We start from the raw sequence: 1817 nt of genomic DNA on the forward strand, positions 1-1817 counted from the left end.
CCGGCGCGCGCGACCGTCCCGCCGCCCGGCGACCGTTCCCGCCCGCCTCGCCCCGCGGCGGCGCTCCGCCCGCTTGCCGTCCCGGGAGCCGCCCCCGCCCCGGCCGTGCCCCGGCGTCCGCGACCGGCCCTAGCCGGCGGGCGGCCGGTAGGCGACCGCAGCGCCCTTAGCCTTCTCCATCGCGCGCAGCGCCTCCTGCGCGGTCATCAGCGGATGCGTCTCGAAGCGCGAGAAGCCGCCGCCGCCGCTGACCCGCATGCTGCACGCCGCCGCGCTCTCGTTGTCGGGGAATTCGGCGACCAGCACCACGTCATACGCGCCGAAGGCGAAGAAGAAGCCCTTCAGGCGGCCGCCGAACCCCTCCACCACCTGCCGGGCGGCGGCCTCGCGGTCCTGGGGGCTCTCGGTCAGGGCCCGGATCTGGGCGCTCGTGTAGTTGCAGCACATGAGGTAGTGGGGCATGGCCTGCCTCCCTGGCGGGGCCGCCAACGGCCCGGCACCGCGCCGGGCGCGCGGGCGGCCGGGAGGAGGCTACCCCCTTCCGCCGCCCGCGCGGGACGAAATCCGCGCCGCCGGCACCTCGCCCGCCGCGGCCCGCGCCGGCGCCAGCCCCGCCGGTTGCGCCAGCCAGGCCTGCACCGCGCGCGCCAGGGCCGCCGCCACCTTCTTCCGGTGCTCCGGCCGGCGCAGCGCCGCCTCGTCCGCCGGGTGCGAGAGGAAGCCCATCTCCACCAGCACCGACGGCACCTCGGGCGCCTGCAGCACGACGAAGCCGGCCTGGCGGTGGGTGTTGGGCAGCAGCGGCACGGCCCCGCCGAGCTCCTGCACCGCGAGGCGCGCCAGGCGCAGCGAGCCGGCCCGCGTCTCCTGGCGCATCAGGCTGAGCAGGATGCGCTGCACCTCCGGCGGCACGCTCGGCAGGCGCAGCCCGCCGGCGCGGTCGGCCAGGTTCTCGCGCCGGGCGAGCGCCTCCGACAGCGCGTCGGAGGCGGTCTCGGAGAGGGTGTAGACGCTGGCGCCGCGCGCCCCCGGCGCGGAATCGGCGTGCAGCGAGACGAACAGCGCCGCCTCGCGCCGGCGCGCGAGGCCGAGGCGCGCCTCCAGCGGCACGAACACGTCGCGCGCGCGCGTCAGCACGACCCGGCAGCGGCGCGAAGCCTCGAGCTGGCGCTTGAGCTCCAGCGCCGCGGCGAGGGTGATGCGCTTCTCGAGCGTGCCGGAGGCGCCGATCGCGCCCGGATCGCGCCCGCCATGCCCCGGATCGATCACCACCAGCGGCAGCCGCGGCGCCGGCGGCGCCGCATTGCGGCGCGGCGCCCTCCGCTCGGCCGCTCCGGCCTCGGCAAGGCCGCGTCCGCCCAGCAGAAGAGCGGCCCCGGCGAGCAGGCCGCCGCGCCGGGAAAGCAGGAATGCCATGCCGGAGCCACCCCCCTGGCGAACCGGTCGCAGCGCAGGATAGCAGATCGCGCAAGGGCCTCCCAGGCCCGTGCTCGGACGGCATCCGAGTCCCGCCTGGCCCTGGACCGCGCCCGGCCCCGCTCCCCCTGGAGACCTCTGCGAAACGCCTTGCTGAGCGGGTGATGGAGCCCCCCGCGGAGACCCCTGCGAAACGCGCCCGATCGGGTGAGGCAGGTGTGAGGGCGGCCTGGAAGCGGCCTTTGTGTTCGGTTTCGGTGTCTGGCGGCAGGCCGGGGGGCGCGCGTCGCCTGTCAGGCGAGGAGGCGTTCGGCGCGGCGGAGGTTCATGGCGGTGCAGGGCAGGTGCAGAGGGGCGCCGTTGCGCCGCAGGCTGCGGCGGCGGACGCGGCGCCAGCCGTG

Annotated in this window: 2 protein-coding genes; both read right to left on the reverse strand. The window is 77.6% G+C overall.

Annotated elements, in window-relative coordinates; all coding sequences use genetic code 11:
• Positions 1-129: 129 nt before the first annotated feature.
• Positions 130-462, reverse strand: coding sequence for a GYD domain-containing protein (locus tag K1J50_RS18755; protein WP_220119267.1), 333 nt, complete (start codon positions 460-462; stop codon positions 130-132).
• 69 nt (positions 463-531) lie between these two features.
• Entirely contained in the window at positions 532-1416 is an 885-nt protein-coding gene (locus K1J50_RS18760) for an N-acetylmuramoyl-L-alanine amidase family protein (RefSeq protein ID WP_220119268.1), read from the reverse strand.
• Between the last annotated feature and the right edge of the window lie 401 nt (positions 1417-1817).

The organism is Caldovatus aquaticus (genome assembly GCF_019458025.1).
Taxonomy (GTDB): Bacteria; Pseudomonadota; Alphaproteobacteria; order Acetobacterales; family Acetobacteraceae; genus Caldovatus; species Caldovatus aquaticus.